Annotated in this window: 19 protein-coding genes and 1 riboswitch; of the genes, 7 read left to right on the forward strand and 12 right to left on the reverse strand. The window is 45.6% G+C overall.

Features of this window, described 5'->3' with window-relative positions:
• Nucleotides 1-249 precede the first annotated feature (249 nt).
• Nucleotides 250-804, reverse strand: a complete 555-nt coding sequence (locus tag DYH48_RS02800) for a TMEM165/GDT1 family protein (protein ID WP_006080423.1) — start codon at nt 802-804, stop codon at nt 250-252.
• A gap of 411 nt (nt 805-1,215) precedes the next feature.
• A riboswitch (cyclic di-GMP riboswitch) is annotated at nt 1,216-1,315 on the forward strand.
• A 122-nt stretch (nt 1,316-1,437) separates the two neighbouring features.
• On the opposite strand from DYH48_RS02800, the gene gbpA reads away from it, so the two are divergent.
• The 3 genes from gbpA (at nt 1,438) to DYH48_RS02820 (ending at nt 7,077) form a co-directional block, all read left to right on the forward strand.
• On the forward strand, nt 1,438-2,883 hold the full coding sequence (gbpA, locus tag DYH48_RS02805; protein WP_172481141.1) for an N-acetylglucosamine-binding protein GbpA: 1,446 nt from the start codon (nt 1,438-1,440) through the stop codon (nt 2,881-2,883).
• A 566-nt stretch (nt 2,884-3,449) separates the two neighbouring features.
• A complete protein-coding gene (locus DYH48_RS02815; protein ID WP_172481235.1) occupies nt 3,450-4,625 on the forward strand; it encodes an aromatic amino acid transport family protein in 1,176 nt (391 codons plus the stop codon).
• Between the two features lie 295 nt (nt 4,626-4,920).
• A complete protein-coding gene (locus DYH48_RS02820) occupies nt 4,921-7,077 on the forward strand; it encodes a S46 family peptidase (protein WP_115333995.1) in 2,157 nt (718 codons plus the stop codon).
• A gap of 826 nt (nt 7,078-7,903) precedes the next feature.
• On the opposite strand, the gene DYH48_RS02825 is transcribed toward DYH48_RS02820, so the two are convergent.
• From DYH48_RS02825 to DYH48_RS02835, 3 genes are all read right to left on the reverse strand, one after another.
• Nucleotides 7,904-8,371 (reverse strand): hypothetical protein, encoded by a 468-nt coding sequence (locus DYH48_RS02825; RefSeq protein ID WP_107948879.1) that lies wholly within the window; start codon nt 8,369-8,371, stop codon nt 7,904-7,906.
• 145 nt (nt 8,372-8,516) lie between these two features.
• A complete protein-coding gene (locus DYH48_RS02830) occupies nt 8,517-8,984 on the reverse strand; it encodes a hypothetical protein (RefSeq protein ID WP_107948877.1) in 468 nt (155 codons plus the stop codon).
• A 769-nt stretch (nt 8,985-9,753) separates the two neighbouring features.
• Nucleotides 9,754-10,512, reverse strand: a complete 759-nt coding sequence (locus DYH48_RS02835) for an IS5-like element ISSod6 family transposase (protein WP_087486575.1) — start codon at nt 10,510-10,512, stop codon at nt 9,754-9,756.
• Between the two features lie 132 nt (nt 10,513-10,644).
• On the opposite strand from DYH48_RS02835, the gene DYH48_RS02840 reads away from it, so the two are divergent.
• Nucleotides 10,645-12,102 (forward strand): OmpA family protein, encoded by a 1,458-nt coding sequence (locus tag DYH48_RS02840; protein ID WP_115333996.1) that lies wholly within the window; start codon nt 10,645-10,647, stop codon nt 12,100-12,102.
• Nucleotides 12,103-12,265: 163 nt separating this feature from the next.
• On the opposite strand, the gene DYH48_RS02845 is transcribed toward DYH48_RS02840, so the two are convergent.
• Together DYH48_RS02845 and DYH48_RS02850 are read right to left on the reverse strand one after the other, a co-directional pair.
• Nucleotides 12,266-12,976 carry a 23S rRNA pseudouridine(2604) synthase RluF gene (locus DYH48_RS02845; protein ID WP_115333997.1) on the reverse strand — a complete coding sequence of 237 codons (711 nt, stop codon included), beginning with the start codon at nt 12,974-12,976 and terminating at the stop codon, nt 12,266-12,268.
• Nucleotides 12,977-13,106: 130 nt separating this feature from the next.
• Nucleotides 13,107-14,441, reverse strand: a complete 1,335-nt coding sequence (locus DYH48_RS02850) for a Na+/H+ antiporter NhaC family protein (RefSeq protein ID WP_115333998.1) — start codon at nt 14,439-14,441, stop codon at nt 13,107-13,109.
• A gap of 724 nt (nt 14,442-15,165) precedes the next feature.
• Here DYH48_RS02850 and DYH48_RS02855 point away from each other — a divergent pair.
• Complete coding sequence (locus DYH48_RS02855) at nt 15,166-16,011, forward strand: FAD:protein FMN transferase (RefSeq protein WP_115333999.1); 846 nt, start codon at nt 15,166-15,168, stop codon at nt 16,009-16,011.
• 379 nt (nt 16,012-16,390) lie between these two features.
• Here DYH48_RS02855 and DYH48_RS02860 read toward each other — a convergent pair whose 3' ends face one another.
• A complete protein-coding gene (locus DYH48_RS02860; protein ID WP_006080439.1) occupies nt 16,391-18,022 on the reverse strand; it encodes a methyl-accepting chemotaxis protein in 1,632 nt (543 codons plus the stop codon).
• 164 nt (nt 18,023-18,186) lie between these two features.
• A complete protein-coding gene (locus DYH48_RS02865; protein ID WP_115334000.1) occupies nt 18,187-19,077 on the reverse strand; it encodes a DMT family transporter in 891 nt (296 codons plus the stop codon).
• A 380-nt stretch (nt 19,078-19,457) separates the two neighbouring features.
• Here DYH48_RS02865 and DYH48_RS02870 point away from each other — a divergent pair, with 380 nt between their 5' ends.
• Complete coding sequence (locus DYH48_RS02870) at nt 19,458-20,234, forward strand: AraC family transcriptional regulator (RefSeq protein ID WP_115334001.1); 777 nt, start codon at nt 19,458-19,460, stop codon at nt 20,232-20,234.
• Between the two features lie 790 nt (nt 20,235-21,024).
• On the opposite strand, the gene DYH48_RS02875 is transcribed toward DYH48_RS02870, so the two are convergent.
• The 4 genes from DYH48_RS02875 to DYH48_RS02890 all read right to left on the reverse strand — a co-directional run bounded on the left by DYH48_RS02875 (nt 21,025) and on the right by DYH48_RS02890 (nt 24,865).
• Nucleotides 21,025-21,426: a GreA/GreB family elongation factor gene (locus tag DYH48_RS02875; RefSeq protein ID WP_115334002.1), complete on the reverse strand. Its 402-nt coding sequence runs from the start codon at nt 21,424-21,426 to the stop codon at nt 21,025-21,027.
• A gap of 721 nt (nt 21,427-22,147) precedes the next feature.
• Nucleotides 22,148-22,282: a DUF2474 domain-containing protein gene (locus tag DYH48_RS02880; RefSeq protein ID WP_014620618.1), complete on the reverse strand. Its 135-nt coding sequence runs from the start codon at nt 22,280-22,282 to the stop codon at nt 22,148-22,150.
• Nucleotides 22,283-22,462: 180 nt separating this feature from the next.
• A complete protein-coding gene (gene cydB, locus DYH48_RS02885) occupies nt 22,463-23,470 on the reverse strand; it encodes a cytochrome d ubiquinol oxidase subunit II (protein WP_107948865.1) in 1,008 nt (335 codons plus the stop codon).
• Between the two features lie 60 nt (nt 23,471-23,530).
• Complete coding sequence (locus DYH48_RS02890; protein ID WP_107948863.1) at nt 23,531-24,865, reverse strand: cytochrome ubiquinol oxidase subunit I; 1,335 nt, start codon at nt 24,863-24,865, stop codon at nt 23,531-23,533.
• Between the two features lie 157 nt (nt 24,866-25,022).
• Here DYH48_RS02890 and DYH48_RS02895 point away from each other — a divergent pair, with 157 nt between their 5' ends.
• Nucleotides 25,023-26,435 carry an aminotransferase-like domain-containing protein gene (locus DYH48_RS02895; RefSeq protein ID WP_115334003.1) on the forward strand — a complete coding sequence of 471 codons (1,413 nt, stop codon included), beginning with the start codon at nt 25,023-25,025 and terminating at the stop codon, nt 26,433-26,435.
• Nucleotides 26,436-26,621: the final 186 nt, after the last annotated feature.

Consider the following 26,621-nt stretch of genomic DNA (forward strand, 5'->3'; position numbering starts at 1 on the left):
TCAGAGCCTCACAGGCATTTCAATCCAAGGCGCATTGACGCAGAAATGGTTATTCCCTTTTAAGTCAATGCAACACAGGAGTGGGATGCCTGTGTTGCTCCCGAAGGGCGGCTGATGTTAACGGCATGGCAACGCGCTTTATACTGCGTTTAAGGCTTTAGACAGAGCACCACTATGCCTTCAAGCCTTCGCCTTGTCCAAAGCGCGTTGAACTCCCGCTGAATGAACAGATATTTATTACGATTGGTATTAGAACAACAGAGTGACAACGCCTAAGAGTGCGAACAATACGGCGCAGCCGCGGTGTATCCACAACATAGGTAATTTTTCGGCGCTGAAATGGCCTGCGATCACCACAGGTACGTTGGCAAGCAGCATGCCTAAGGTTGTACCTGCAACCACCATAGTTAATGAATCGTATTTTGCAGCTAACACTACCGTTGCGATTTGCGTTTTATCCCCCATCTCGGCGATGAAAAACAGGATGAAGGTGGCGAGGAAGGGGCCCATTTTATAGAAACGGCTCTCTTCGGCATCGACTTTATCTGGGATTAACACCCAAAGGGCTATCGCGAAGAATGACGCGGCAACTAAATAGCGGGCAAGATCTGGGCTGACCCAGTTAATCGCCCATTGGCCAATCCACGCGGCGGCAAAATGGTTGAATAACGTTGACAGAAAAATGCCTAAAATAATGGCGGTTTTATTTTTAAATCTTGCGGCGAGAATAAGTGCAAGTAATTGAGTTTTATCGCCAATTTCGGCAATAGCAACCGTAAAGGTTGATGCAAGTAGGGCTTCCAAGTGTGATCCTTTAGGGGTGGTTAAGACATAAGCACAATAAACCGTCCACCCCTAGGTGCAGTCATTGTGCTCAGGTCTTGCTGGGCAAATCGATGATTTGCTGTGAACACCATGGCGTGTGGCCAAGTATGTTGATGTTCACCCTAGATGACGATGGCTCGAAATCCAGTTAGCTACTCCCCCGAAGCGAGGTGGGCATTATACCTAAGTGAACTTCGGTTTCAAGCACGAGTTTATCGCAGTAGGCACGAATGGATGTTTGACAGGTGTCAGAAAAATACCGCGCAACATTCTGTAATTATCTGAATGTAAATGGGTTAATTTTTTGACAGCGTTGTCTTTTGTTGCTAATTTAGCCAGGTCATTTCTACTTGATTACATATTGTTAACTCGTAGTGATTCGATGACACCTACCGTATTTGGCAAACTAATTGAAAAGTTAGGACGCAAAGCTTCCGGTCTAAGGTTGTAAATGGATTTTTTAGTGAACTAAGATAGCGGAGTTGCCGCAGAATTCGATTTCTGTGAAAGATAAACGACTGCTGTTTAATGCTGTTGTTTGCCCAAATACCACTTTTATACCTAAGCCCAAGCCAATAATGGCGAAGATGGGTGCAAATGGAGTGCATTAAAGTGGCAAATCCTACTGTTTTTTCCCCTGTTTCTAAATTGAGTTTATTGGCCGCCGCAGTGATGGCGGCAAATACATTTGTGAGTATTTCTGCACAGGCACACGGTTATGTTGTGGCGCCAGAGTCACGTTCCTATGCCTGCAAAACCGGCAACAATGCCAACTGTGGCGCGGTGCAATGGGAACCGCAAAGCGTTGAAGGACCATCGGGTTTTCCTGAGTCAGGTCCTGCGGATGGCAAACTGGCGAGTGCGGGTAATGGTGCTTTCTCGCCTTTAGATGAACAGAGTCCCAGCCGTTGGTCAAAGACAGATATTAAAGCGGGCTGGAATAAGTTCAGTTGGCAGTTCACTGCCAATCATGTCACCCGCAATTGGCGTTATTATTTAACTCGCCAAGATTGGAATCAAAACCAAGCTTTAAGCCGTGCGAGCTTTGACTTAGCGCCATTCTGCGTAGTCGATGGTGGCATGGTGCAGCCGCCTAAGTTAGTGACCCATGACTGCTATGTGCCAGAAGGTCGCAGCGGTTATCAAGTGATTCTAGCCGTGTGGGAAGTGGGCGATACCACCAACAGTTTCTACAATGCTATCGATGTGAACTTAGATTCAGGTCCCGTTATACCGGGTGAATGGCTCGATGTGGGCGACATCAATCCGTCACTCGATCTCAAGGCGGGCGATAAAGTGATGACCCGAGTGTTCGATGCCAATGGTGAGCAACCGGCTAAGCAAACAGTGATTACCATTAGCGATGCGACTCAAGGTGATAAACAAAATTGGCCTTTCCTATTAGCGAGCGCGATTAATGCCCAGCAGTCTCAGTTAAAAGCGGGACAAAAAAATGCATCAGGTGTTATTGAGCCTGTGTATGGCAAAAACGACATTTTTACTGCGACGACTTCAGGTATTGAGCGTGTCGAAGTGGGATTTGATCTGGCGCCCGCACCGGGCAACAGCTTAGAAGTCACTTCACTTGCCGACGATTATCAAATTATCGACGGCGCAGCGCAGGTTCGTTTTGACGTCACTAGCAATGCTGAAATGTTAGTGTCAGCGTATTTGTTTAACCACGATGGCACAGCTGCCGGTTTTGTCAGCCAAACCGTTAACAATACCAGCGCGAGCTTAGTGTTAGACGTGGTTGCGCCTAAAGCAGGGCATTATCACTTGCAGGTTAAAGCTGAGCCTAAACAAGGTGATGTTATTCAGCAGAACTTTGATCTCTTCTTAAAGGATCAAGCACCAACGCCGGAAGCGGATTTTGTTTTCCCTGAAGGGGTGAAAGGTTACGTTGCAGGCACCACAGTGTTACAGCCTAAAAATGGCAAAGTGTATCAATGTAAGCCATTCCCCTATAGCGGCTATTGCATGCAGTGGTCGGCTTCTGCCACAGGATTTGAGCCAGGTGTTGGCGCTTCTTGGGCTATGGCGTGGACTGAGCTGTAAATTAACATGTTGAGTTAATCGATTCTCAACATGATGTGATTGGGCTTAAACACAGCGAATATGTTTAAGCCCATATTCAGCGCGTTCGCGACAGTCAAAATATACGTTTTACCTCGATTCACCCACAATGCGGCATCCCACGTATTTCCAACAAAGGTAGCGATTTTGTTGGCTTGTATGTTTTCGTTTACCACAGCGCTATTAAGTTGTTACCGTACAGTGCGCGACTTATCTTTGTTCACAACTGGCTTGCCCACTGGGTTTGGCTCTGTTAATGTCCCAAACTATCTATTTTACCTATGTTGTTATTAGGATTATCACAATTGAAAGTCATGCCACTTTTATGCAACCGATTTAGTTAGCCTCAATGGCTACTGGGTTGAAATATTCAAAAGCTATTGGGGCCAATTGATCTGCAGGAATGAGATCCGATTGGATGCTTTTTGAAGCTGCTTTAAGTGATGTGTTGCTTATTTCGATTTAAGACGCAAGGCTTTATCGGTTCAAATCTTACTCAAATAAAATAATAATTAATCATTGAACAGGACTATTGTGTGAATTCAAAAATGTTAGGCTCGATCGCCATCGTTGCCGGGACGGCCATTGGCGCAGGTATGTTAGCCTTACCTTTAGCCACCGCGGCTTTAGGTATTATTCCAGCGTTAGTGTTACTCGTCGTTATTTGGGGCGTTTCTGCCTATACCTCATTACTGATGCTCGAAATTAACTTACGCACTGGTGTGGGCGATAACGTGCATGCTATTACGGGTAAATTACTGGGTAAAAAAGGTCAAATAATTCAAGGAGCTTCTTTCTTAAGTTTATTATTTGCTTTGACTGCGGCTTATCTCACCGGTGGGTCATCGCTATTAGTGCTTAAAGCGAAGAACATGTTTGATATTGTGCTCGATAATCAAGTCGCCGTATTGTTGTTTACCCTAGTGCTCGGCGGATTTGCGGCGCTCGGAGTGGCTTGGGTCGATAAAGTGTCCCGCTTCCTGTTTTCGTTAATGATTTTACTGCTGGTGGTTGTGGTGTTATTTCTCCTGCCTGAAGTCAGTATTGCCAGCATGGCAACGGGCGCGATTGCCGAGTCGATGACCAGCAGTTGGATGGCGGCGATTCCAGTAGTGTTTACTTCTTTTGGTTTCCACGTTTGTATCGCCACTTTAGTGCGTTATCTGGATGGTGATGCAGTTTCACTGCGCAAGGTATTGTTAATCGGTTCGACGATTCCACTGGCTTGTTATGTGCTTTGGTTGTTGGTGACCTTAGGCACAGTAGGCGGCTATGAAGTCAGTGGTTTTGAAGGTTCATTACCGTCACTGGTGACGGCATTGCAGGATATTGCCCATACGCCTTGGATCAGCAAATGTATTTCGTTATTCGCCGATTTAGCCCTAGTGACCTCATTCCTAGGGGTGACCTTAAGCCTGTATGACTTTGTCGCCGAATTAACCCGCGCCAAAGAGACGTTTGCTGGCCGTATGCAGACCTGGCTGTTAACCTTCATTCCGCCAGTGTTATGTGCGCTCTATCTGCCAGAAGGCTTTGTGGCGGTACTGGGATTCGCAGCCGTGCCATTGGTGGTGATGATCATCTTCTTGCCAATTGTGATGGCATTGCGTCAACGCCAAACACAACCGGGCGGTTATCAAGTGTCGGGTGGTTCTGCGGGCTTAGTGATGGCAGGTTTGTTAGGCGCTGTGATTGTGGGCGCGCAGCTATTTGTTGCAATCTAACGGCTTGGTATTTAGCTCGCGGCTAGCGTCAGCATTGTAGCGAACGCCGCGGGGTAACTTTGATGGAATGTAGCTGATGGAATGTATTTGCTTTGTAAGCGAATTTTTCTGAGTCTGTTATAAAGTGTATCCGATGTGATAAAGTCAGGCCCCGGCCTGACTTTTTGCTTTTTAGGTTTTAAAGCGAGTGATGCTGGGTTTTAATACAGTGACTTAAGATAAAAACAACACGATTAAAACGAGAACATGGCCCAGCTTGCGCGTGGCTTCATTCACATAAAACGGACTTAACACAATGAAAAAATGGTTACTCACAGTTGCCGTGGCCGCCAGTTTTGGCGCTCAGGCTGACGAAGGTATGTGGCAGCCCCATCAGCTGCCCGCTATGGCCGATGAGCTTAAAGCAAAAGGGCTAGAAATTGATGCCAAATCGATTTCAAAACTCACTGAATTCCCAATGAACGCAGTGATCAGCCTTGGTGGCTGTACCGCGTCATTCGTATCGCCAAAAGGCTTGGTGGTCACTAACCATCACTGTGCCTATGGTGCGATTCAATACAACTCCACCCCAGAAAAAAACCTGCTGCAAGATGGTTTTTTAGCTAAGGCCTTCGCCGATGAATTACCTGCCACACCGGGTTCACGTGTGTATGTGACCGAAGATGTGACCAATGTGACCGAGCGCGTTAAAGGCGGGCTTGAAGGCAAAATGGGCAGTGACTTCTATCAAGGCGTTGAAAGCCAAGAAAAAGCCTTAGTGGCTGAATGTGAAAAAGAAGACGGCTACCGTTGCCAAGTGTATAGCTTCCACGGCGGTCTTGAATATTATCTGGTTAAACAACTGGAAATCCGCGACGTACGCTTAGTCTATAACCCAGCCGCTAGCGTGGGTAAATACGGCGGCGACGTCGATAACTGGATGTGGCCACGTCACACCGGCGATTTTTCTTTCTATCGCGCTTATGTATCTAAAGCGGGCAAACCTGCCGATTTTAGTAGCGATAACGTACCATACGAACCAAAAAGCTTCTTAAAAGTATCGGCTAAAGGCGTGAGCGATGGCGATTTTGTCATGGTGGCTGGCTACCCAGGTCGCACCAACCGATATCGCACCGCCAATGAAGTACAAAATCAGTTCGAGTGGGCTTATCCAGAAGGTAAGTTATTGCGCGAGCGCTTTATTGAGATCATTAAAGATACCGCGCCAGAGGGCAGTGACGAACGTATTAAGTACGAGAGTCAAATTGCTGGCCTTGCAAACTACGCGAAAAACTTCACCTCAATGATCGAGTTTTATGGCAAATCCACCATGCTGGCGGACCGTAAAGCCCGCGAAGCTGAGCTTGCAGCGTGGATCGCTAAAGACAGCAGCCGTGAAGCGAAATACGGCAAAACCCTAGCAGAATTAGACGCGTTAATTGCCAAGAGTAAAGCGCATCAAGAGCGTGACATGATCTTAAGCTACATAGGTAGCACGACTATGTTGCCAACGGCGCGCAGCTTGTATCGCTTAGCGAACGAGAAACAACTGCCGGATATGCAGCGTGAACCGGGCTTCCAAGAGCGTGATATGACTCGTCTTAAAGCGAGCATGGAGCGTATCGACCGTCGTTATGCCCTAAGCGTAGATAAAGCCGTGTTGTTCGATATGCTGAAACGCTACGCCGCACTGCCAGAAGACAAACGTTTACCCGCATTGGATAAAGCCTTTGGTATCGATAAAAAGTTCAACGAAGCTAAGCTTTCGAAAACCTTAGACAAAATGTACGCCAAAACTGAGTTAGGCAAAAAAGACGTGCGTCTGGCGTGGATGGATAAATCCGTTGCCGATTTTAAAGCCTCTAAAGATCCGTTCATTCAATTCGCCGTGGCTATGTATGACACAGATATGGCTGAAGAAAAGAAAGAAAAAGAGCTGGATGGCGAGCTGATGAAAGTGCGTCCTCAGTACATGGATGCCATCATTGCTTACAATCTTGAGCAAGGTAAGCCAGTGTATGCCGATGCGAACTCAAGCCTGCGTGTCACTGTGGGTCATGTGAAAGGCTACTCGCCAAAAGACGGTTTAGTGGCTGTGCCATTCACTCGCCTTGAAGGCATAGTGCAAAAGGACACAGGTGTTGATCCTTTCGATGCGCCGAAAAAAGAGTTAGAGCTGATTAAGCAGAAGCAATACGGTGATTTCTATGTGAAAGCCATCGATTCTGTACCGGTTAACTTCCTGTCGACGTTGGACACCACGGGCGGTAACTCAGGTTCACCGACCCTAAACGGCCGCGCTGAATTAGTCGGTCTGCTGTTCGATGGTGTGTATGAAAGCATTATCGGTGACTGGGCGTATGACGATAACATCAACCGTTCTATCCAAGTAGATAGCCGCTATATGTTGTGGGTAATGAAATATTTAGACCATGCCGACAATTTATTAGCCGAGATGGAAATCGTTAAGTAAGCCATTGCCGCATCAGCAATGATGCAGCCTAGCGTTATTAGGATTACTGGCATTCAAGCGCAATTTAGCGCTCTTTGAATGCAGCGATAACAAGACAATAAAATAGCGATAAACTCACTGGGTTTATCGCTATTTTTTGATGCAAGGCCTTGCTGATAGCTATTGAGATTGCAGCTTTGATAGGTGCGCCATGGCATTAGCTCAACTTTTTAGCATTAGCGTAACTTGTGGATTGAAAAATATACGCAACATATTTTGGGGGCTGAAATGTGTTGGAAAGTAGTGCCGGAGGACCTGCATCTTTAGTTTTTAGTGGGCTAGCATTGGTTGGTATCCACGTATATAGGCTTGCCATGGCATTGACTCGTCGACACGCAGCAAGTCCATCCTTGGATGCTCGACCGCCCCGTCCATGGGGCGGACGGTCGTCTCGCCAATCACCATTGCTCACCTTTTGGGCACTAGTGTAACCAGTCTGTATGAAGGAGATACCTAGCAAGCTTTGGGACAAAACCTTGTTAGATAATTCACCCTTATGAGCCAGATTCGGATTAGCTATTCTATTAGTAATGCTTCGTTTGGCTGCAAACTAATCAATGCTCGATATAACCAGTCGGAATAGGCATAACAGGGACATGAATCAGTTCTCTAGAGATTTGATTCATCTTAAGGGAAAAAACCGCCCCAGAATAGCCGTAAATGGGGCGCTAGAGCGGGTTTTAGCGGTTGGCGTGAATCAGTCTGGTGTAGAGTGATTCACGGGCACGATTTATAGGCAAATTGACCATTATAACACTGGACTAAGTCGTGAATTAGTTAGCTTTTTTCAACACAATTTATGTAAGTCAGAAGCAATGAGCTCCCAAGTTTCAAATACATAGTTCAAGTTATTACCAGCCAAAGACAACTGATTTTTGTCAAATGTATACATTTCCACATGATAGTCTTCAGATCGGCCTTGAACTTTGCCTATGCTCATTTTATCGGCATCATAATTTTCAATCACACCATGGGCACATATATCTCTAACTTGTGATGTACCTTTTGTCAGTCGAATTATCTCATCGAGGTCTGATATACAAGATATATCCTTTGGTAAATTTTCTTTTATATAGTTTAATTTGTCAGCCAACTTCATTAGCTTTTTGCCATTACTTTTGGTTGACTTGATAATAACTACGCACTCATCAATTTTTCTCTCCACACTTGACCACATAACTGTAATTAAACCAATAACACACAACCATGGTTCTAACATTTCTTTATTTTCTTCTAAGCTAAATGCAGAACTCATAAACACTCACTTTAATATTGGGTGATTTGCCAGCTGATTTTTGGAAAATTTAGTTACGAAAACAATGATTTTTGACCAATATAATACAAGATGATTTCTCATGCCCTTTAACGCCGAAATCAGATTTTACATCGTACAATATATTTTAGCTCCTCATGGTAATGGCACTTATAATGACCCCTATAAATGTTATTACAGCAATAAATAATGTAATTTTTTTTGAACTATTATTTATACGAAAATTATCTATTTCACGTTGTTCTTTTCTTCCTATAGCAGCATCCTCCATACTTGAAAGCCATTGTTCAACAAATAGTTTTTCATAGTCTTTATAACTACTACATTCCAACTTTTTTTTTACTAAAGAATACCCTTCAGCCTTTAACTGCTCAAAAAAAGAACGTTTAAATTCCTTAATAGCTTCCTCTTCTACACTTGTATCTTTTATGGAAATATATCCATTTTTAATTCTTCTTAGGATTCCAGGCTGTATCTTTAAAGCCATCCACTGACGAATATCTAGCGGATTTTCACCATCATTAATGGTGATTTTTCCCTCTGACGTTTCTACTTCAGTGTCCGCTGGTGCTTTATGAATTATAGTAACCATCATCAAATGCCATCCTAAATATTTAAGTTTCTATTTTCGAAGCATACCTCAAAAAAGATTCCACCACAAACATTAACATATATAAGGCATTGAATAATAACAATAAAACGATAATGTGTTTTCGCTTCTCTTGGCGCGTATTCATTAGGGCCAATATTGCTGGAAGATTAAATCTAAGTTCAGGTGTGATTAAAGTGGTTTCTAGATATAGCATTAGCCTAGCTATGCAGAATGCCGCAGAACATTTGTCTTAAGTGATTTTGGAGCAAAAATTGGTTAGCCCGACGCTCATGAAAAATGATCGCGTTCACGCGTGAACCAGACTAGACAAGTCTGATTCAGTGCAATGATTTTTGTAATCCCTCATGGTCAGGTCTTACTTTTGGGTGCCCATTACTTTATGTATCTCAAATTATCAGACAGCAAAGAGCTGACCTTCGAACCGTGGCAAGCTTTGGGGCAATAGCTTTTTAGCTGAACGAGCAGCGATAGGGTTAGTGAGGATTGGCATTGTTGCAACTGTGACCGTTAGCGGCAGAGCTGCTCTTTCATATTCGTATGATCGCGGCATCTCCACTTCTGTGTGCTATTGAAAGATGGGGGGCTTTATATTTCTCTCTTTATTTCTTCGGTGTATTTTCTGTATTTCCTTTTCAATAAAAAGTATTACTTTTATGCCGTTTAATACCTAGGTAAAAATTTTTATCGTATTATCCCATCACTATTTCTTTATCTATCTAGGGTCTGTTGATCTTTGCTGTACAAATGGTGTTCAGCAATACATCGGCAGCCACATTAACATAAACGCCAGTGACACCATACTGGCGTAATTTCTTGCTAGCTTGTCATACCTTGTTGATATTGCTCGATAATGTTTAATTCTTCCAAAAGCATTCTCCACTAAATGTCGATACCGATATAAGCACCAATCGACTCTTTCTTGAGGTGTATTCTTATAGCGGCGCCTTGGAATAACAGATTTCCCGCCTTTATTTGCGATAAGTTCACGAAATGCATCGCTGTCATAACCTTTATCTGCAATGACGGTATCAACCTGCTTCAGGTGTTCAATTAAGCTGGGGGCGTGTGTAATATCGTGTTTTTGGCCTTCTGATAATTCGAAATAAATCGGTAATCCTCCGCTGTCGACGGCTAAGTGAATTTTGGTTGAATTACCGCCTCGACTTTTACCAATACTCTCATTATTTAGCGTCGCTGCACCTGCACTGTGCTGGTGAGCCCGCACTATCGAGCCATCAATAAAGACCCATTCTATATCAGCAAGGTTGGCTAAGGCCTTGAATAAATGTGCTAGAACGCCTTTCTTAGACCATAAATGAAACCGTCTAAAGACCGTGCTCCAATGACCGAACTCTTTAGGTAAATCTCGCCAAGGGATACCTGTTCTAAGCCGGTAAAGAATACCTTCGAATGTTTGTCTATGTTCAGGTTTGTCATAAACACGGCCTGTGCTTTTCATTAAATGAAATAGCTTTTCCCAGCGTGCATCGGTTAGCATAAGTCTTGGCATGGCTTGAGGTTATGGTTACTTTTGGCGAAGCAAATTATAACGTCTTGCCATGCTGTCTAAAAATCACTCTCGAAAGATCAACAGACCCTAGTTGGTTCGCGAAAGCTAGATTCCCCACAGAAAAGGATTTTTATGGGACATAAGACGTTATTGAGTGCTGTATTTTTGACCGCGACCTGCGGTATCGCCACTTTTGCGGTGAATGCTGAATCGCTGTTTACTCCCTTCTCTGACTCCAAATCTCCTGAAGAAAAGCGTATCCACTTTACGCCCTTTGAGCTCATCACCGCAGTGAATGGTGACAAATTCACCGCGTTGCCAGTGTCTGGGCGGTTGACCCGACAAAGCGTTGAGCTTCCCGAGAGTTATAGTCCTGAGCATGTTATCAATAATTATTTGGCTCAGCTGAAAAAGCTTAATGCCGAAGTGTTATTTAATTGCACGGCAGCATCCTGCGGCGACGGGCAAGCTATGCAAAGACAACTAAAGCCGCTTAGAGAAGTGAATGCCGACTATCACAGTGCTTACGTGGCGGCAAAAATGAAAGGCGCTGGCGGTGATGTTTACAGCAGTATCTATGCCGTCAACCGTGAGGGCCGGTACACCTATTTGCAGGTCGATACCCTTGAGGCTATTCCTGAGCCGCTAGACCTTATTAAGGCAAGTAGCAGCTTTTTGCAACAGGCGCAAAATGAGGTTGAGATTAAAGATATGGGCAGTGACGATGCCAAAGACTCAGCAGATCACCCTTTGCTGGGGCGTATGCCTGGCAGTTACATTGCTCACTATAAGCAAACCAATTTTACGCAGGTGCCTGTGATTGTGGGCATTGCCGGAGCTGACTACCAGACCAAGTCGCTGGATGCCAAACTCACCCAGATAATCTACCGCATGCCTGAAAGCTATTCCCTGTTTGAAATCAACAGCAATTATGCCGCCGCAGCACAAAAGCTGGCAGCAGAGCGGGTATTCCATTGCAAAGGCACGGCTTGCGGCGACGATGATAGCCTGATTAATGCCATCAAATTAATCAAGGACGATAAAGAGGACGAATGGCAGGAGTATCAGCTGTTTAAGCTTAGTCACGCAAAGGGCGATGTTTACTTCGATATCTATTCCCAAGGATATTTCGATGGCACACCTGCCGATACTACGCTTAGGGTAATGGAGCTTTCTACTCTGAAGGATGATCGTGTGGCGATTAATCTCGATGCCTTGACTGATGCGATTAGCCAAACTGGCAAGGCGACGTTGGAGGGATTGCTGTTTGATTATGACAGTGAGCGTATGTTGCCTGAGTCCAAACCTGTACTCGACGTACTCGCAAGCTATCTTAAGCAGCATCCGGCACTGAGTTTCTATGTGGTCGGACATACCGATGACAAGGGCGAGCGGAGTTACAATCAAAGCCTGTCGGAGCGGCGCGCCGCAGCTGTGATTAAGCAGTTGAGTGACGGGTTTCAAATTCCGTCGGCCCAATTAACCGCCCACGGTAACGGGGAGTACAGCCCAGTGGCCAGCAACACTAATGACGCCGGACAAAAATTGAATCGCAGAGTGGAGTTAGTGCTTCGTTCGGATAAAAAGTAGCTCAAGGTTATCAGCTTGAAAGGCTATCTTCGTTCCATCAAAAACGCCTGAGATGACTCGGGCGTTTCTAGCTTCAGAGGCGTTCATTGGAAAATATTGTTCGCGCGGGCATTTGTCTCAAATTGAGGCTAGCTGCTTGAGGGCATTCGCGATTTGTCTGCCATTAAATTGTGACTGTGGCTTTAAGCACTGCAACTTCCTGTGGGGTGAGTGGCCGCATCGCTCCTTCGGCTAAGGATTCTAGCGTTAATGTCATTAATGCGACGCGCTGTAAGTCAATTACCTTATAGCCTAAGGCGCTGGACATGCGCCGAATTTGTCGATTTAGTCCCTGAGTCAGCACGATTTCAAAGCTGTCCGAACTGAGACGGCGGACTTGGCATGGCAGGGTTTGTAGGTCTTTATAACGTACTCCACTGGCCATTTGTTCAACAAACTCATCAGTGAATGGCCTATCGAGGCGCACATGGTAGGTTTTGCTGTGGGCAAAACTGGGGTGCATGAGTTTATGAGTTAGCTCGCCATCATTAGTTAATAGCAGTAGGCCGCGGGAATCTTTATCGAGTCTGCCGACGGGATAGAGTCTTGGCGCTTTGGGAAGTAGGCGTATGAGACTCGTTTCATCCTGCTCAAGTAGACGGCAATCTGTACCTACGGCTTTGTTCAATATCCAGTAGGCGAGTGTTTCGGTTTTTGTGATGGGTGCGCCATCAAGCTCAATACTGTCGAGGCAGTTTAATGATTCGTCCAAACGGATGGGATCTGTGTGGCGGGCGATATGGCCATTGAGTGTGATGCGCCCGGCCTCAATCAAACGGCAGGCTTCACGGCGTGAGCCTATGCCACACTGGGCGAGGTATTTTGCGAGGCGCATATCAATCCAAGGTTGATGAATTTAAACATAAAAAAAGGAGCCGAATTCGGCTCCTTCAATTGTACTTATCAGCATCTTAATTAGCTATTTCAACCTGCTGTTTAACACGCGATAAATACAGTGCGACTTATTAATGACGTTTACGGAAAATCACAATCGCAACGGCCACTACGGCTAAAATCATACAGTACCAAGCGTGTGATACCGCAGCCAATGGGGTGATGCTAAAGGTCGAGGCGATCAGTAGGGCTTGTGCGCCATACGGGATCAAACCTTGGATAATACAGGCGAAAATATCGAGGACGCTGGCGGCACGTTTTGGGCTCACGCCATGTTTCTCGGCTAAGTCTTTTGCAATATCACCGGTCACAACGATAGAAACCGTGTTGTTGGCCACACAAGTGTTAGTCACTGCGACTATGCCAGCCATACCCAGTTCTGCGGCGCGGCATGAGGCTTCACCTTGTGCCTTTGAAAAACGCGTGATCAGCTTTTCAATCTGTTTGCTAACAAAGGCAAGACCACCTTGTTGCTGCATAAGTGCCGCTAAACCACCGACCAGCATAGACAGAATGAAAATCTCCTGCATATTGCTAAAGCCAGCATAAATATCTTTACCAAATTGGATCACGCCGTAATCCATAGTATACAGACCCGTAGCGCCTGCTAATAAGATACCTAAGGTTAAGACCACAAATACGTTCAGACCCGCTACAGCTAAGATCAAAATGGTCAGATAAGGAATGACCTTAATGAGATCTATGTTCTGCGTCGCTAATTCCGCCTGGCCTTGGCCTGCAAATACAAAGGCTAACAAGGTAAGCAGTGATGCTGGGATAGCGAAAATCAGGTTTTCACGGAATTTATCTTTCATATCACAGCCTTGAGTACGGGTGGCTGCAATCGTGGTATCTGAAATAATCGATAAGTTGTCACCGAATAGGGCGCCAGACATGACCGCACCTGCCATCAGGGCGTAGTCGATTTGCGCTTGGTCGGCCACGCCGAGGGCGATGGGTGCGACAGCAGCTATGGTGCCCATTGATGTCCCCATGGCTGTTGCGATAAAGGCCGCAATCACGAAGAAACCGGGTAACAACAAGTTTGATGGGATCAGTGATAAACCCAAAGCAACGGTGGCATCGACACCGCCAGTGGCTTTAGCGACCGCCGCAAAGGCGCCTGCTAATAGATAAATCAAACACATCGCAATAATGTTGCTGTGGCCAATACCGCCAATGAAGGTATCAATCGATTGATTCAATTTCTGCTTTGATAAAATCAACGCCAGAATAATCGCGGGTAAAATGGCAATAACGCTTGGTAATTGATAGAAGGCGAAGTCGACACCTTGGCTTTGGAAATACACACCCGCGCCAATGAAAAGACCAAGGAAAACAAATAATGGCAACAGGGCAATGAAAGATGCCGGGCTGTGCTGTGTTGCTGGTGTTGGATTGCTCAAATGTTATCTCTCTTTCGCTTAGAGTTCTTTCCGCTGGATCCTAAGCAGTCAAACTCGCTTAAATTTAGTGTCGCTTCGGCATCGTATCTTAGCAACTTGAGGCAAAGCATATTTGATCCCTGCTAACCTGTCAATTTAGACGTCTAGATGTTTTTACTTCCGTTGTGATCGCTAGGTTATTAATAGGTTGTATAAGATGAGGCTCAGTCTACATTTTAATTTATAATCAATGTGTTATCAGTTTGCATTCAGGTTAAGTTAGCGGGTTTTTATCTGATTTAGAGTGTATTGCAACTGAATAGAATAGCGTAAAATTTAAGCTGTGGCCCGGGGTGATGGGATAAGCTGGCTATTTATCGCCCCATTTAGCTTGAGTTGTTGATGGGTAAGCCAGCATAAATAACGTAAATGATGAGTGGCATTAATCAATAGGGCTCATTTGAGGACGTATTGACTGAGTTCGCTTGTACAGCGTTGCCATAGCAATGGCACGTCAAATAACTTTAACAAAGCCTTAATAAGCAATCTATTGTTTTTAAATGTAAAACGGTGTTAACCATCTAAAATCCCCATAAAAAATAATGATAACAATTTGTATTGAAGTAGAGACTTTACTAGAATCCGCACAAATTATGTTAATTCCTCTTAGTGCTTTGTTTAAATTTAACTGGATGAAGCGTTTATTGCTGATCCCTCAGATCTTACTACCACAGTAGGTATTATCATGATACGTCGCGCTAAGCCATTACTCGGGACGCTGGTGGAAATCGCTGCCGAGTCACTGCCACATCAAGGCGGTGAGGCACAACTTAAAGATAAAGCCTTGGAAACTGCTATAAGCGCGGCTTTTTCGCGTGTGACGCATATTGGTCGGTTACTGAGTTTTCATCAGCAAGACAGTGAGTTAAATCAGCTTAATCGCCAGCCGGGGACATGGATTCGTGTAAGCCAAGACAGTTTACGAGTGCTCAAGTTAGCTAAGTGGCTAGGCAAGGCGAGCAACAACTTGTTCAATTGTACCGTCGGCGGGGAAATGATGTCCCGCGGCGCTTTGCCTGCCTATCTTGGTATGCCTTTACTATTGCAAGGCGAGTGGCAAGATATTGAAATAAAAGATAATCAAGTGAGATTAGCTAGGCCACTCATTTTGACCTTAGATGGCATAGCCAAAGGTTATGCGGTCGATATGGCGGTGAGTGAGCTGCGCCGTGCGGGCGTCTGCGGTGGCTGGGTCAATGCCGGTGGCGATTTAAAAGTCTTTGGCAGTGCCTCTTTAAATGTGCTCTGCCGTGGCCCATTGGGATTGAGCCAAAAGATCTGCGTGAGCAATATGGCGCTGGCAAGTTCGCGGGTGTCACAAACCTTAAGCCATGATTATCCTGCGTTATTACTGCCCACGGGCAATGTTACTGATGTAAATGTCGATACTGAAAGTGAGCGTATTGTCAGTGTGAGTGCACCCTTTGCTTGGCGCGCGGATGCGTTGACTAAGGTTGCGGGTTACCTAAGCTCTGACTCCGCCGCTGACAAAATTGCCCACTTAGGTGGTCGATTAGTCAGTTTTGATTGATGTATCTTTTGGTTGTTTTTTTGCAGGTTCGTGAATTAGAAATTCAATAGTTACCGTAAGTTAGTATTAAAGGTTCGTACCGTTATTCGCGTTTTTACTGGGTGAAGCTATATCACTTGGGCTTGGTCTCGTTATGGGCCTAGCATCGTACCGTTATGGGGTTAGTATCCTTACCGTTATTCGTAAGATGCATACGGCAGTGGCGCTTGTGTTATTTTCAGGCTTTATTTCGCATGATTCCTATTAAATTATTTCTATTAAAAAGAGTGCCTTTATTGGGCACTCTTTTCGTTTTAGCTGTTTGTTGCTAGCGGCTTGTCATTAACCGCTTGTCACTAACCGCTTGTTGCTAACTATGTATCGTTAGCAATCTGTCAGCTTAGGCGACTTTAAATCGCGCCACTTCTTTTTGTAGGTTACTGCAAATAGCCTTAGTGTTGACGACGATTTGTTGGGTCTCTTGAATGACTAAGTTGCAGTATCTTGTTTTATCGGATAATTCAGTCAAGTTACGGTTAATTTCTTCGGTTACATGGGTCTGTTCTTCGGTCGCCGTTGCCGTTTGAGTGGACATCTCGCTGACCTTAGAGGTGGAGTTTAGGATTTCATCCAATGCATCTTGGGTTTGGCTGGCGAGGGTGACGGTTGATGTGGTCAGGCTGGCTCCCGATTCAATGCTTTTAACTGCATCATTTACGCCGCGTTGTAACTCTTCAATCATACGCTGAATATCTTGGGTCGAGGTTTCGGTGCGACTCGCCAGTGTACGCACTTCGTCGGCGACTACGGCAAAGCCGCGGCCTTGCTCGCCAGCGCGCGCCGCTTCAATGGCCGCGTTAAGGGCGAGCAGGTTAGTTTGCTCAGCAATAGAGCGGATCACATCGAGCACTGAGGCAATATTGGCTGAATTGACTGAGAGTTTTTCAATAACAGTCACGGCATTCTTAACCGATTCAGACAGTTGCTGAATATGATTAACGGACTGGGCGAGGATATTTTTACCTTCAACCGTCTGGTCGTTCACCTTAGTGATTTCGGTCGCCGTGTGCAGGGCGTTGCTGGCGACTTCTCTTACGGCCGCACTCATTTCATTGACTGCTGTGACTATGGTATCCACAAACTGCTCTTGTTCATGGCTGATGTTGATTGTGGTGGTGGACTTAGTCGCAAGGCTTTCAACGGTGTGGCTTACATCCTTGGTTTGACCAATAATCGAGATAACCATCTGCTGCAATTGTTCTACAAATAAGTTAAAGGCATGGGCAAGCTCACCGATTTCATCCTGACGTTTGATGGGGATCCGCTGAGTTAAGTTACCGTCACCATCAACAATGTCATTGATCCTGCTGGTGATATCTTTAATCGCGTTTACGATGATTTTAGGGCCAAAGTAGGCAATCAACAGGGCGACTATGGCCACTAAGCTGGCTATGGTGAGGGATATTTGGGTTTGGGTGGTTGCCTGTTCAGTTGCTTGTAAGTCTAGCTCTTTTACGCGGTTATCGGCCGCTTCCCCCGCCGCATTGTAGATGCTTCTTAAGGCCTTAAATTCTTGCTTGGATTTGGTCTCGTGGAGCTGTTTCGCCCGCGCAAAGTCGTTACTTTTGACTGCGTTAATGACTTCAGATGAGGCTTGATACCAAAGGGAAAATTGCGCTTCAAAGCCATTGGTGGATTGCAGTACGAGCAGGTGGTCTTTAAGGATTTTTTTAAACTCGCCCATTCGGTCACGGGCTTGGTCGACGTTTTCTTGCCAGTTATCAATCTCACTCTTGCGATTCTCGGCTGATAATTCTTCCCTTAATAACACTTCTTCACTGAGCTGTGCTTGGTAAAGATCGCGGTCTGCATTGAGAATTGCCGAAATCGCAGGATTAAATAACTGACTGAATTCTTGCATCTGTTTTACCGTCGCACGGCTTTGCATGGCGTCTGTGACGGCCATAACAATGAGCGCTGTCGCCATAATGGCAAACATCAGCGAAAACTTAACGCGAATACTGTTAAACATAGGAACATCTCCATTAATAACTTAATAAATAGCTTAGCCGTTATTTATGAAATTGCTTTTACATGCAGTAAATTGCGATGGGATTCGGTGAGAAGTTTTGTGTCCATTGAACGAAGGTGAATAGCCCCGACTGTGCAGCCAGGGCATTGATATTTTAGCTTATGTTATTCGGGGCAAGCTAAGGTGGGTATGGCTTTAGGCTTAGGCTTTATCTGCACTAGCATGACGCCCATGATGACCATAGAGCCGCCAATGTAATGATAAATGGCCAAGGTTTCATCTAGGATAATGGCCGCCAATATCGCCGCAATAATCGGCATTAAATTAAAGAACACGCTGGTGCGATCGGCACCGAGTTTGCTGATGCCATTGATCCAAGCCCATGGCGCGAGCAGCGAGGCCGCAACTGCCGCATACAGTATCAGTGGTGCCGATTGCGTGCTGATCGCCATACTCGGGCTACTGAACAGCAGCGGAGTCAGCATAAATACAGCTATGAGTCCTTGAATATAAACCGATTCCCAAGTGGGCAGTGGTAATTGCCAGCGTTTCAGTAATACGCCATAGAGTGCATATACAAAGGCGCTGATCAGCAGCAGCAAATCACCTTGGGTGACGCCGATGGCAAGATTCATCATATCGCCGTGACTCAGCATAAAAATTAAGCCAACGAGGGAGATCAGCGTGCCACCAAAGGCTAATGGCGACAGCTTCTGTTTGAGTAAGGGCACGGCTAAAAACAGGCTGATCATGGGCACGAGTGAGGTGATCAATGCCATATTTGTCGCCGTGGTGGTGGCCGCCGCAAAATAAGCCAGACTCTGGTTGAGCACCATACCTAGCATGGCCAAAGTCGCGAACTTAGGTAACAGCGGCAGTATCACTTGGCGCTTTTGCCACACACGACCCGCGACAAAGGGCGTTAACAGCAACATAGCGAAAAACCAACGATAAAACGCTATGGCTTCAGGATCGATAATCCCAAATGAGAGCTTGTTAACTATCGAGTTACCTGCCCAAATTAATACGGCCAACAGGGGGAACAAATACAACATGATCTTGCCTTTCGATACTGGCTTACGTGGCTGGGCATGAATGACTGAACATAAGCGACTGAGTCTACATGGCTAACTCTAAATGACTGAGCATGAGTGACTGAGAATTAGTGACTGAGAATGAGAGACTCTGCTTATGACCTAGCACTTATGCATCCAGATAATAATTGCTGGCAATTATCCATGGTCGGTTATGATATAGATATCGCTTATCAGACAAGGTCAGTTCCCCGGCGGACAGAGTGCTATGGGATAGCAAAATCGCTTGAGCGCGATTAAACCAGTGCTATTAAATCAGGATTGCTTCAGTGCGATTAAACCACTTGAGCACTATTAAACGAGAGAATGTATTGAGCTAGAAGGCTTTGAGGACAGACAAAATGCGTACGGTTTACCATCCCCTCACGGCAGAGCAAGAGCCATTTGCGGATATCTTTTTTAACTATGAAGCTTTCCTGCCTAATACGGTGACGCCCAAGCATCAACACACATGGGGACAATTGCAGTTAATCAGCGGTGGCATCATGGAATTACATGCCGCTGGGCAACGGTTTTTATCGCCGTCGCAATATGCGATTTGGGTTCCTGCGGGGATAGAGCATGAAAGTTACACTCGGCGCAGTATCCATTATTGTTCGATGAACATAGTTGTCGAGCGGGCTGCGGCGTTTCCCCTAGAGACCTGTTTGTTAGCTGTGACTCCTATTGCCCAATCGATCGTGAACGATCTGCGGGAGCGGCAAGTCCGAGTGGCAAATTCGGCGGCGGATAAGCGCCTCGTTGAGGTTTTGCTCGATCAGCTCACTATCGGCCAAGCCCTGCCGCAATTTTTGCCCACCGTTTCAGATAAACTGTTACAGCCACTGTTGCTGGCACTCGAAGCCGATCCCGCAAGTCCTAAGACCTTTAAATCTTGGGCAAGTGAATTACATACCACAGAGCGTACCTTAGCCCGTCGTTGCCAAGAAGCGCTGGGGATGAGTTTTACCGAGTTAAGGCAAAGGCATAAGTTTATCTATTCATTACAATTGCTGCGTCAGGGACTGGCTATAAAAGAGGTGGCATTAACGCTCGGCTACAACCAAACCTCACCTTATATCGTGATGTTTAAAAAGTATGCCCAGTGCTCGCCAGAGCAGTATCGCCGTCGATTGTGATGGCGCATAAGTTTAGCGTGATGGCATATAAGCTTAGTGTGTTGAAAAATGACAGTGTGTTAAGTCGAACGCTAGTCGGTGTTGTGAAGCGATAAGCTGATAAAACCGAGAAATAAAATAGGGTGCCAAAGCATTTAGCACCCTATTTTCGGCCTATTTAAAGAGAGGATTTAAGGGATTTTTACATTGTTGGATAAATTAGTCGGATGCTTTTTGGCGGTTCAGTTTATCCTGACGCTTCTCTTTTAAGGTTTTCATTGGCGGTTTTTTGTTTTTTTCTTTACTCATAGATATAGACTCCAAAGTGAAGGTCACTATCCGAATCCGCGCCGCAATTCGGTTTCGATAGTTGGGCTCAATTTTTATTTCAGGCTTAAATTGAGTCGGTTTATTTATAAAGGACACATAAAAATGAATTTAACGATTGAGGCGCCGAACCTAAACCTCTTAACCCTTTTGCTGTTTTACCTTAAAGCGCTGCCATGACTTAGTGTAAATAGTGGCAAAAGGCGTTAATTACGGTGTCAAATTCATTTAATAGCTGTCTTTAATAAATAACGCGGCCAGTTAATGACTTCAAAATAACATTCCTTCTTATTGTATTCTGTTGAAAATACCGCTAGAAGCCGCCGCTAATAGCGAGTTGAAGCATGTTGTCACGGAGTTGAACACACTTTATCTTTAAAATACGTCATCTAAAAATGGCTTAACACTTGAACGAACTTCGGAGTTGAATTCGGGCATAAGCTGCTAAATGGCCATTAAAGATAACGCTACTTGAATCAGCTGGCTACTTAGCTTTTTTAGGTTTTTTCGCTAGGCTGACATCTTTAATCATAAATAGCACCGGCTTGCCTAAAATACTCACTTCAGCCAGTTCGCCCTTTGACCGCCCAAGTAAGCTGACGCCTAAATCGGATATAACAGAGAAGCGTCCTGCACAGGGTTTGTGCTTTGGTGGATACACGAGTTCAATTTGATACTCTTGCTGATCCTGCAGATTAACTAAGCGGATCTCCCGCCCTACAGTCACTTTATCACTCGCCGTATCATGCTTGAGTTGCTCAAGCTTGCTAATCACCCCAGCCAAAGCGGTTGGGCGCAGTGAGGCATTAAAACTGTTCTGTAAATAATAGGTTTCGGTTTTTAGAATAAAATTCTGAAATAGACCGCTAAAAAATGAATATGCCATTTCCGCCTCTGAAATAACCAAGTAAAAGTACAAGCAAAGAATTTTAAAAGAGGAATAACTGTATTCAGTGCTTATTTAACCAGAGTATTAAAGTTCTGCCGAGCGCGAGTGACGCTCGGCTTAGACTGGGAATTTGAGAGAGAAGCGGAATGATTTAGCCAAACAGCACGTTGAGCTAAGAGTGCTAGCTAATACATGGGAAGATAGTGATGAAAATGCAGTGATAAACATAGTTTTACATCTCCAGTCAAAAAGTGTGTGTGATGGATTGCTTTTTTAATAGTTCAATATGGCGAATAACTTAAGCTTAAAGTGTTAACTAAATAAACCATGTTTGCTTGGTTGATACCATAGGTCAAGTGAAAAAATAATGCAAGCCTGGCCAAGCTTATATTACTGAATATACTTATCAACAGTAAAATCCGGATTTAACACTAAATTAACTTTGTTGATGTTAACGCTAACCTTAGTCAATTTAATCCTAGCACGCGTAAAATAAATCGAGCACTGTAGCTTAGCGTTAAAATACGCATTAAGTAAATAGCACACTAATCCACTTAAATAGCTGACTCAAATAATACACTCACTCACAATGTACGCTCGAATAATACCTTAGCTCGGTGATTGTGATGCTTAAGTATATATTAACGCTATGCTATGCAAGCTAACTGAATTAAGCCTTAATATGCGCGTTTAAAATTGTAAAGTACTGAGTATCCACTTAGGTGGTTAATCCCGCGCCTTTCAACAGTATTTTAATGCACATGGAGACGAGGAACAGGCAGCTGACGCTTGTACACCAAATGAGCACTAACCAGCCAAGTCGATAGGTGAGGGATTTAGTTGGGGTCGTCATGTTTATCTCCAAGGTGTTAGTCAGTGTCTCAATTCAACCAGTGTCTGAATTGAACCAGTGTCTGAATTGAAGCCTTAATGGAATTCACTGTCTAAAGTGAACTCGCCGTTTAAATAGAGTCCGCTGCCTAGGCCGAGTCGCTTCGGCAGCATTTTGGGCAATGTCTTACCTGAGCAATCGCTAGTGATAGCCTGCATCTTTAGTCACTTTGCCGCGGAATACGTAGTAGCTCCAAAAGGTGTAAACCAAAATCAGTGGGATGATCATCAGCGCGCCGACGAGCATAAAGCTTAAGCTGCTATCGGGCGCTGCCGCCTGCCAAAGACTGATGTTGGGGGGAATAATGTGCGGCCAGATACTGATCCCTAGTCCACTAAAACCTAAAAAAACTAGGCATAAGGTGAGCAGAAATGGCTGATAGTTATCATTGCGGCGCAAGGATTTCATCAAGGCCCAGCCACAGGCTAATACCAGTATTGGCACTGGGGCGAAATAGAATAAATTCGGCAAACTAAACCAGCGCAGGGCAATATTGGGCTGCACAAAAGGCGTCCATAAACTGACTAAGCCAATGGTCATGAGCAGGCATAAGGTCAGTGCTCTGCCGAGTTGTTGCATGATTGTCTTAAGCTCGCCTTGGCATTTTTTCACCAGCCAAGTCGCGCCGAGCAAAGCATAGGCCAGCATAAGGCCAAATCCACAGAAGAGTGAGAAGGGCGTTAACCAATCGAAACTACCTCCGCTAAATTGCTGCTCGCTGACCGAAATGCCCGAGATAAACGCCCCCAGCACTACGCCCTGTGAAAACGTGGCCGTGATAGATCCGAACATAAACGCTTTATCCCAAAAGGGTTTAGCTTCTGCGCCTGACTTAAATCTAAACTCAAATGCCACTCCACGAAAAATCAGTGCCAGCAGCATGATGAGCAGCGGTATAGTCAGCGCTTCGAGCACTATGGCATAGGCGAGGGGAAAGGCACCGAGCAGGCTGGCGCCGCCGAGCACTAACCAGGTTTCGTTACCATCCCAAACGGGGGCGACGGTATTAACCATAATGTCCCTGTCGTCCTCGTTGTGAATAAAGGGAAACAGTATGCCTATGCCGAGATCAAAGCCATCCATCACGATATACATTAAGGTGGCAAAAATGATGATCCCGAACCAAATCAAGGGTAAATCGAATTCCATGGTGAGCCCTTAAATATGTTTAAGATTGAATAAGTAAAACTAGATTTATTTACTTTAAAATTAATGGCTTGTTGTCGCGATATCTGGCCCTTTGCGGATGAGTCGCATCATATAGCTATAACCCACGCCGAAGATGCCGCAGTAACTGACGATGAAAATCCCTAGGCTTATACTCAGGTGGGTAACGCTGTGGGAAGATACGGCATCCTGAGTGCGCATCAATCCTTGGATCACCCAAGGTTGGCGGCCAAGTTCGGTCGTAAACCAGCCCGCTAGTGTCGCGAGCAGTCCTGCGGGGCCGAGCAGCAAGACAAAACGCAGAAAGTGTTTATTGCTGTAGAGTTTGTCTTTGCGTCTGAGATAAGCGCTCCACAGTCCGGCAAAAATCATCAATAGGCCTAAGCCGACCATGACTCTAAAACTCCAAAACACTAACAACACATTGGGTCTGTCCTCGGCGGGATACTCAGTCAAGGCTGGCACTTGTTTGTTTAAATCGTGCTTTAAAATCAGGCTCGCCAGCCCTGGGATTTCGAGGCTGAAGTGGTTTTTCTCTGCGTCCATGTCAGGAATGGCAAACAAGATCAGCGGTGTGGGTTTATCGCCCTCATTACGCCAATGGCCTTCCATCGCCGCTACTTTTACAGGTTGATATTCAAGGGTATTTAAACCATGAAAATCACCAATCACAGCCTGTAATGGCGCGACGATTAACGCCATCCACATCGCCATAGACAACATCTTGCGGATCGCGGGTGTATCGTTACCTTTGAGTAAATGCCAAGCCGCCGATGCGCCCACAAAGAAAGCCGACGAAATAAAGGCCGCCACTGTCATATGGGCTAAACGATAGGGAAATGAAGGGTTAAACACTATCTGAAACCAATCCACAGGAATAACGCGATTGTTCACAATTTCAAAACCTTGGGGCGTCTGCATCCAGCTGTTTGAAGCTAAGATCCAGAAGGTCGAGATAATCGTACCCGTGGCGACCATGCAAGTGGCGAAGAAATGCAGGTTTTTGCCGACCTTCTGCTGACCAAATAGCATGACCCCCAGAAACCCCGCTTCGAGGAAGAAGGCGGTAAGCACTTCATAGGTCAGTAGCGGCCCAGTCACGCTGCCCGCGAAGGCGGAAAACGCGCTCCAATGGGTACCAAATTGGTAGGCCATAACAATGCCAGAGACCACGCCCATGCCGAAGTTAATAGCAAAAATCTTCGACCAAAATTGATAGAGTTGTTGGTACACCTGATTCGCAGTTTTCAACCATAAGCCTTCTAATACCGCTAAATAAGTGGCGAGGCCGATAGTGATGGCGGGGAAAATAATGTGAAAAGAGATAGTAAAAGCGAATTGGATCCTAGCAAGTACAGTGGCATCAAAATCAAACATAATTTCCTCGAGAGATAAGAGTCTCGTTACAAAGGCATTCATTAATGCAGTGTCCACTGAGCCTAATATTGGCCCAGCGGTGAAAGCTTGTGTGCCATTAGAGCATGGGATAAGCTAGCTATAACAGACACAGAATATGTTGATTTGGCTATAACAGATGGCGAAATACGAACAGTTAGCGCAGGAATTAAAGACACGAATAGCCCAAGGCGTCTGGCAGGCGGGGGACAAGTTGCCGTCGCTGCGCCAAACTGTGGCCGATTCGGGTTTGAGTTTGATGACAGTGCTTAATGCCTATCAGCTATTGGAAAGCCAAGGCGTGATTACGGCGCAGGCAAAATCGGGCTACTTAGTGGCGCCGCAGCCAGAAACCTTTCGCTATCCCGACCGTCAGCGGCAGATTTATCTCTCTGATAAAGTAGATATTAACGAGTTCGTCTTCTCTGTTTTGCAGGCGTCAAAACAGGCGGGCATAGTGCCCTTTGGCTCAGGTTTTCCCGATCCCAGTTTATTCCCGCAGCAAGCGTTGGCGCGCTCGTTAGTTAAGGTCACTCGGCACATGTCACCGTCTTTTGCCGCCGATAATTTACCGCCGGGGAATGCGGGGCTGCGTAAGGCGATTTCCCAACGTTATGCCAAATTGGGTATGAGCATTTCACCCGATGAAATCATCATTACCTCGGGCGCCATGGAGGCGCTGAACTTGAGTTTAGCGACCCTAACTCAAGCGGGGGATTGGGTAGTCATTGAATCCCCGACCTTTTATGGCGCGATGCAGGCGATTGAGCGGCTTAAGCTTAAGGCCATTGCGGTCGCGACGGATCCACAACAGGGCATTGATCTTGAGGCGCTAGCGGAAGTGTTAAAAACCTACCCAGTGAAAGCCTGCTGGTTGATGAGTCAACATCAAAATCCCCTTGGCTGTAGCTTGTCGGATACTAAAAAACAGGCACTTTATCAGTTACTAAATGAGCATAAGGTCAGTTTGATTGAGGATGATGTTTATCAAGAACTCTATGTCGACTCCAGTGCGCCAAGGCCTGTAAAAGCCTTCGATACCGAAGGACGGGTGTTGCACTGTGGCTCATTTTCTAAGTCTTTGATTGCAGGCTATCGTGTCGGCTGGGTGGCGGCGGGACTGCATGCGCCGCAGTTACAACGCTTGCAAGTTATGTCGACGCTATCGACCAGCGCGCCCATGCAGCTTGCCATCGCCGATTTTATTCAGTCGGCACAATATGAGCGCCATTTGAAGCAGTTACGTAAAAAGTTAGCCGATCGCAAATTGGCCATGTATCAGTTATTGCGCGCGCATCTGCCCGAGTCTGTGGGAGTTAACTTTGCACAGGGCGGCTATTTTCTCTGGTTAGCGCTGCCTGCACACATGGATGCCACACAAATTTATTCTGAGGCGATTGAGCGCGGGATCAGTATTGCTCCCGGAAATCTCTTTAGTAATCAGGTCGAGTTCCGCCATTTTATGCGCTTGAATGCCTCATACGAGTGCTCGCCAGAGATCGTCTCTGCTGTCGTGGTGCTGGCCGAACTTATCCGCAACTATTCGCGCTAGTTCGTGATATTAGCTCGTTAGGTTAGCTTTTTATATGAGCCTGTTATGTTAGCTCGCTTTGTTGTTTAGGGTTTTCGGTCAGAAGTTAAATGCTGAGGTTAAAAAAGTTTTAGACTTCCAGATGTCTATCTGTTAGCTTGTTGAACATGCACAAATCTTGTGCAATCCTCTTGGTTGGATCAAGGA

This window comes from Shewanella baltica, from assembly GCF_900456975.1.
GTDB classification, from domain to species: domain Bacteria; phylum Pseudomonadota; class Gammaproteobacteria; order Enterobacterales; family Shewanellaceae; genus Shewanella; species Shewanella baltica.

Bases quoted from the DNA above. Each gene is read 5' to 3' on its own strand.
- cydB (WP_107948865.1), bottom strand. From the start codon at position 23,470: ATGGAATTCGATTTACCCTTGATTTGGTTCGGGATCATCATTTTTGCC.
- DYH48_RS02875 (WP_115334002.1), bottom strand. From the start codon at position 21,426: ATGGCATATTCATTTTTTAGCGGTCTATTTCAGAATTTTATTCTAAAA.
- DYH48_RS02880 (WP_014620618.1), bottom strand. From the start codon at position 22,282: ATGACGACCCCAACTAAATCCCTCACCTATCGACTTGGCTGGTTAGTG.
- DYH48_RS02825 (WP_107948879.1), bottom strand. From the start codon at position 8,371: ATGAGTTCTGCATTTAGCTTAGAAGAAAATAAAGAAATGTTAGAACCA.
- DYH48_RS02815 (WP_172481235.1), top strand. From the start codon at position 3,450: ATGTTAGGCTCGATCGCCATCGTTGCCGGGACGGCCATTGGCGCAGGT.
- DYH48_RS02820 (WP_115333995.1), top strand. From the start codon at position 4,921: ATGAAAAAATGGTTACTCACAGTTGCCGTGGCCGCCAGTTTTGGCGCT.
- DYH48_RS02870 (WP_115334001.1), top strand. From the start codon at position 19,458: ATGCGTACGGTTTACCATCCCCTCACGGCAGAGCAAGAGCCATTTGCG.
- DYH48_RS02830 (WP_107948877.1), bottom strand. From the start codon at position 8,984: ATGATGGTTACTATAATTCATAAAGCACCAGCGGACACTGAAGTAGAA.
- DYH48_RS02855 (WP_115333999.1), top strand. From the start codon at position 15,166: ATGATACGTCGCGCTAAGCCATTACTCGGGACGCTGGTGGAAATCGCT.
- DYH48_RS02860 (WP_006080439.1), bottom strand. From the start codon at position 18,022: ATGTTTAACAGTATTCGCGTTAAGTTTTCGCTGATGTTTGCCATTATG.
- DYH48_RS02840 (WP_115333996.1), top strand. From the start codon at position 10,645: ATGGGACATAAGACGTTATTGAGTGCTGTATTTTTGACCGCGACCTGC.
- DYH48_RS02865 (WP_115334000.1), bottom strand. From the start codon at position 19,077: ATGTTGTATTTGTTCCCCCTGTTGGCCGTATTAATTTGGGCAGGTAAC.
- DYH48_RS02845 (WP_115333997.1), bottom strand. From the start codon at position 12,976: ATGCGCCTCGCAAAATACCTCGCCCAGTGTGGCATAGGCTCACGCCGT.
- DYH48_RS02895 (WP_115334003.1), top strand. From the start codon at position 25,023: ATGGCGAAATACGAACAGTTAGCGCAGGAATTAAAGACACGAATAGCC.
- DYH48_RS02835 (WP_087486575.1), bottom strand. From the start codon at position 10,512: ATGCCAAGACTTATGCTAACCGATGCACGCTGGGAAAAGCTATTTCAT.
- DYH48_RS02890 (WP_107948863.1), bottom strand. From the start codon at position 24,865: ATGTTTGATTTTGATGCCACTGTACTTGCTAGGATCCAATTCGCTTTT.